Source organism: Alkalitalea saponilacus (assembly GCF_900168165.1).
Lineage (GTDB): Bacteria > Bacteroidota > Bacteroidia > Bacteroidales > Marinilabiliaceae > Natronoflexus > Natronoflexus saponilacus.
The window spans coordinates 1-4,702 of the sequence record NZ_FUYV01000050.1; the positions used below are offsets into that span (position 1 = coordinate 1).

The 4,702-nt window shown below is 32.5% G+C and carries 4 protein-coding genes; all 4 read left to right on the top strand.

Annotated features, from left to right (window positions below):
- Positions 1-32 precede the first annotated feature (32 nt).
- Positions 33-176, top strand: coding sequence for a HepT-like ribonuclease domain-containing protein (locus B5X70_RS18455; protein WP_262481312.1), 144 nt, complete (start codon positions 33-35; stop codon positions 174-176).
- A 366-nt stretch (positions 177-542) separates the two neighbouring features.
- Complete coding sequence (locus B5X70_RS17405; RefSeq protein ID WP_079559176.1) at positions 543-3,443, top strand: HsdM family class I SAM-dependent methyltransferase; 2,901 nt, start codon at positions 543-545, stop codon at positions 3,441-3,443.
- Positions 3,436-4,122 (top strand): hypothetical protein, encoded by a 687-nt coding sequence (locus tag B5X70_RS17410; protein ID WP_079559177.1) that lies wholly within the window; start codon positions 3,436-3,438, stop codon positions 4,120-4,122. Before B5X70_RS17405 ends, B5X70_RS17410 begins: the two co-directional genes overlap by 8 nt.
- A 432-nt stretch (positions 4,123-4,554) precedes the next feature.
- The coding region (locus B5X70_RS18530; protein ID WP_200812622.1) for a nucleotidyltransferase family protein at positions 4,555-4,702 on the top strand (148 nt) is incomplete at its 3' end.

Genomic DNA, 4,702 nt, shown 5'->3' on the forward strand with positions numbered 1-4,702 from the left:
ACAGAATTCTAAAAGTAAACTCCCAGATTCAGATTACCAACGCAAGAAAAATTGTTGATACACGAAATAGAATAATTCACGGGTATGACTCTGTTTCAGAAGATATCATTTGGTCGATTGTATCCAATGACTTGAAAAAGTTAAGAAAAGAAATTGCCAATCTCCTTGACGAATAATGAATAACTTGCTACAACGGTGTGTATAACCAATGGCTTTGGTTCGGCTAAATAGTAACCCTCCTACCCCGCCTCAATTTCTCTAACGGCGGACAAGGACGCACACCGCAAAAAAGCCACTGGTCATACACAGGTACGTTGTGTTTCATGCTAAGAAAGACCGTGCAACTAATGCCAACGCACATTTGGCACATTTGCAAGCCCACCCCCACATGCTGATGCTTCAGCTTGCAAAAGAGCCAAATTTTTTCTGACGCACCATCAAAATAGAAACTAAAATCACTGTTGAAATTTTGATTGGATTTTTTAAGGAACTCGTTAATAAAAATGTATTTTTGTTTTTACGATTATTGGTGAAATTTTATTATGTCAACACAATTATTTGAACAACATATTATTGACTTAAACTTCTCTTTATTAGATGACAATAAGAAGAGTGGAGTGCTGTTGACGAATAATTTTGAAAATTTAGATTCGAATTTGGCATCACCAGATATACTTTTCGCGCTGGAGACTGCTAAAAATAAATTTCAAGCTGATGCTGTCTATTTTAGACATTTTCAGGATGGCAGAGCTTATGTGCCTCAATTATATCTATTTGATTATACTCAAAAAGGAATTTCCGATGAAGATAAGAACAAGATACATATCCAAATGTGGAATGGATATCAAGTTCCTGCATATATTATAATTGAGCAATCATCTGTAAGCATATTTGATTCACGAAAAAGACCAAAAGAAGAAAAAGATAGTTACGCCAAAGAAATATTAACCAGAACTGGTGAGGCTATTAAAGACTTTAATGGAAAAGATTTTGACAGCGGAATCTTTTGGGATGAACAAAATGAGAAAAAGGATTTTCGTTTTGAGCAATCAGCAACTAGAGATTTGATTAGGGGTTTAAAAGAAGTTTTCAGAAGTTTTCTTGAAGAATCAGGGTTGAATAGACATGTTGCTTTAAAGCTATTAGTTCAAAGCCTTCTAATAAAATATCTGGAAGAAAGGGATGTGAAAAGTGCCAGCGGTTATTTTGCTGGGACATATTTCAAGAAGAATTTTCAATGCTCAGATTTTTGCGAAACCATTCGGAAAGGCAAACTGTTGAATCTGCTAGACCAATTGGCAAAAGATTTTAATGGTAAAATATTTGAATGGGACAAAGAAAAAGAATTTAAGGAAAGAGAAGCCATTCAGCAATCAGAAGTCCAAAACCTAGCAAATTATTTGGATGGTAATATCAAAAACAATCAGTTTGTAATCTGGCGTTTATATTCATTTACGCATTTACCAGTTGAAGTAATTAGTTCAGTTTATGAGGAGTTATTAACTGATAGTAAGGATATTGTTTATACCCCTGAAATGATTGTTAGTACTTTAGTGGATGAATGTATGCCATTAAAGATTCCTCATGAGGATTTTAAAATAATTGACGTTAGCTGTGGTTCTGGAATTTTCCTTGTAAAAACATACAAACGTATAGTACAGTGGTGGAGGTATGAGCAGTGGAAAAAGACTGGAAAACTCATTAGACCTTCGTTATCTGTATTGAAGGAGCTCTTATTACAAAGTATTCATGGCGTTGACATTGAGCAGGACGCTATTCGTCTCTCCGTTTTTAGTTTAGCTTTAGCTATTTTAGATGAAGTTGATTTAGACCCACCAACATGGGGGAAATTAAAGTTTCCTGATTTAAGTAAAAATATTATAACTCAGGATTTCTTTGAATTTATAGTAAGTAAACCAAATGCAAATTTCGATTTGGTTATTGGAAATCCTCCTTTTAATTTAGCCTCAGTTAATGGTAAAGAGCCGAGTCGAATAAAGCATTTTAAAGAATTAAAGGATAAAAAAGGATATGAGAGTGAAATAAATATTCCTGATGAAAATCCTGCATTACATTTTCTTGTACATTCAATGAAGCTTCTTAAGGAGAATGCTATTCTTTGTTTAGTACAACCATCTGTTCCTCTTTTATATAAAAAAGATATAACTTTTAGAGCTGAGCTGTTTAGTAATTACAACCTTTTACAAGTTATTGATTTAACAAAATTAGCGAATAAACTTTGGGGGTCACGAACGGTTGCTACAGCTGCTGTATTTATGCAAAAATGTTTGCCTACGGATGAAGATGTTTTGCATTTAGTTGCTAATAGAACATTTTCAAATTCAAATAGATTATTTTTAGAATTTGACCATTATGATTTCCACTTAGTAAGCAAGAACGCTGTTTTAAATAACACTTATGTGTGGAAGGCTAATCTATTAGGTGGGGGTAGAATTAACAATCTTTTAGAAAGGCTTTCTGAACTTAAAACCTTAAAACATTTTATAGAATCTAAGAAAATAGAAGGATGGTTATCCGGTGAAGGTTTTACTGAAAATAGAAATGGGAAACCATGTAAATATATAACAGGCAAGAAATTTATTCCTGCTTCTGCTATGTTTGAAAATGAAGTAGATATAACTCAACTTGTAGAATGTAATATTGATAAGTTTGAAAGAAGAAGAAATGAATTAATTTATACACCTCCACATATTCTGATTCGAGCAAATATTGGAAAAGAAGGATTAATAACTCATTTCTCTGATGAATATTTAGTATTTAGGAATAAAATAATTGGTATTCATGCACCTGAAAAACATAGGTCTGAGCTAGAACAACTTTTTCATTATTTAAAGAATAATGGTAAGGTATTAAGATTTTTTATTTTAGCTACAAGCAGTCAAATAAAGGTAAATCGCCATACAGTTCCGATGACTGAAGATTTTATGGATTTGCCATTTTCTGAAAATGAAGATGATTTAAAAATATCTGAAACTGAGGAGATTATTATAGATGATGTATTAAACAATCAACTTGCAAAAAATGATTTATCTGCATATTCTTCCGAAGGTGAGATTTCAAATTTTTCTAACCTTTTTTGCAAAACACTAAATAGCATCTACCAAAAAGAAAAATCATTTCAATTATTTAAAATCATTGATGCTGGAAAGTATTTTGCATTACATTTTGAATATGCTTCCGAAAAGCTACATGCTAAATTTGAAAATGCAGATGATATAGAAAAATATATTGAATCAGTAATTCCTTCAAGGAAGGAAAATAATGAAAGTACACATATACAAAAGATTATTAAAGTTTATGGGCAAGATTCTATAATATTGGCAAAGCCAAAACAATTACGTTATTGGCTATCCTCAATCGCATTAAGGGATGCGGATGAGACTTTTGCGGACTACGTTAAATCCCGTTATCATAATGCTTAGAGATTCATTACCTACATATCACACTCCTAGTGACAAAGACTTAAGTGTAGCTCCAAATCTTGAGGTAGATTTAATTTTGTCGTTTATTGATAAGTATATTCCTAGTTTTCCCTCATATTACCTATCAATGAAGGATTCAAAAAAGGAAAATAGGATAAGTGATATTCTTGTTCATCATTTTGAACTATGCAAGAATGAATCTGGAGGTTTTATCCCTTTTAGATTTAGTAAAAATCCAACACAAGCAGATTCAGATAAAGAAACAGATATTGGAGTTTTTGTGATGACTAGAAACCAAACACCAATCCCTATAATTGAGTTTGAAGCAAAACGATTTTCAGAATCATCAAATAATAAAGAATACGTATGTGGTTTGCGAGGAGGTATTGAACGTTTTAAAAGAAGCCACCATTCTTCTCATCTTAAAGTAAGTGGCATGTTTGGATATATTCAAAGCCGGACTTCTTCTGATTGGATTGAAAAAGTAAATAATTGGATTAAAGAATTGTCTGATAGTAATATTGACAAAACAATTGATTGGACAGGTGATAAAGAAATATTGACTAAAATAGATTCTTTTCCATTAGTAGAGAAGTTGTATTCATCTCACACTAGAAAATCTACGAATGATAAGATTTTACTTTGGCACTACTTGGTTGAATTGATAAGTAAGAATTAAATTTGGGGTGATATGCCCTCCTTTCGCACCCATACACATTGCCAAGTCGCTCAAAATGCCGACGCACCAACCAAAACTTGTCAAAGAGTATAGCTGCCCCAACGCACCGACAGACTGCAGAAAAAAAGCACGAAAACACAACATCGTGTATAGTGCATTTGGCGGATAGTGCTAATTTCAAGGGCATTACATTGAATTTACTTTGTAGCGGTTCGACAGGTTTGTGCTTCGAAATGCCAAACGACACCATACACGTGACCGTTGTAGCAAATTCAATCCTCACTCAAAAGACATTGATTTCTAAAGAAAAAGAAAAAAACTAATGATTTTCAGCGGTTTATAAAACACTGAATTTCTAGTTAAAATGAATACTATTTGAATGTATAATTTACGCAGATTATTTGGACGAAAATTTGCTATATTTGTGTTACGATGAATATTTTAAATCAACATATTGACCAGATTAAAAGACTTTGTGAATTAAACAAAGTTAGTATGCTGTTTGCCTTTGGGTCAGTAACGACTGATAGATTTAATACTGACAGTGACATTGATTTTATTGTAGAAATAGATGATAACG

Bases quoted from the DNA above. Each gene is read 5' to 3' on its own strand.
- B5X70_RS17405 (WP_079559176.1), top strand. From the start codon at position 543: ATGTCAACACAATTATTTGAACAACATATTATTGACTTAAACTTCTCT.
- B5X70_RS17410 (WP_079559177.1), top strand. From the start codon at position 3,436: ATGCTTAGAGATTCATTACCTACATATCACACTCCTAGTGACAAAGAC.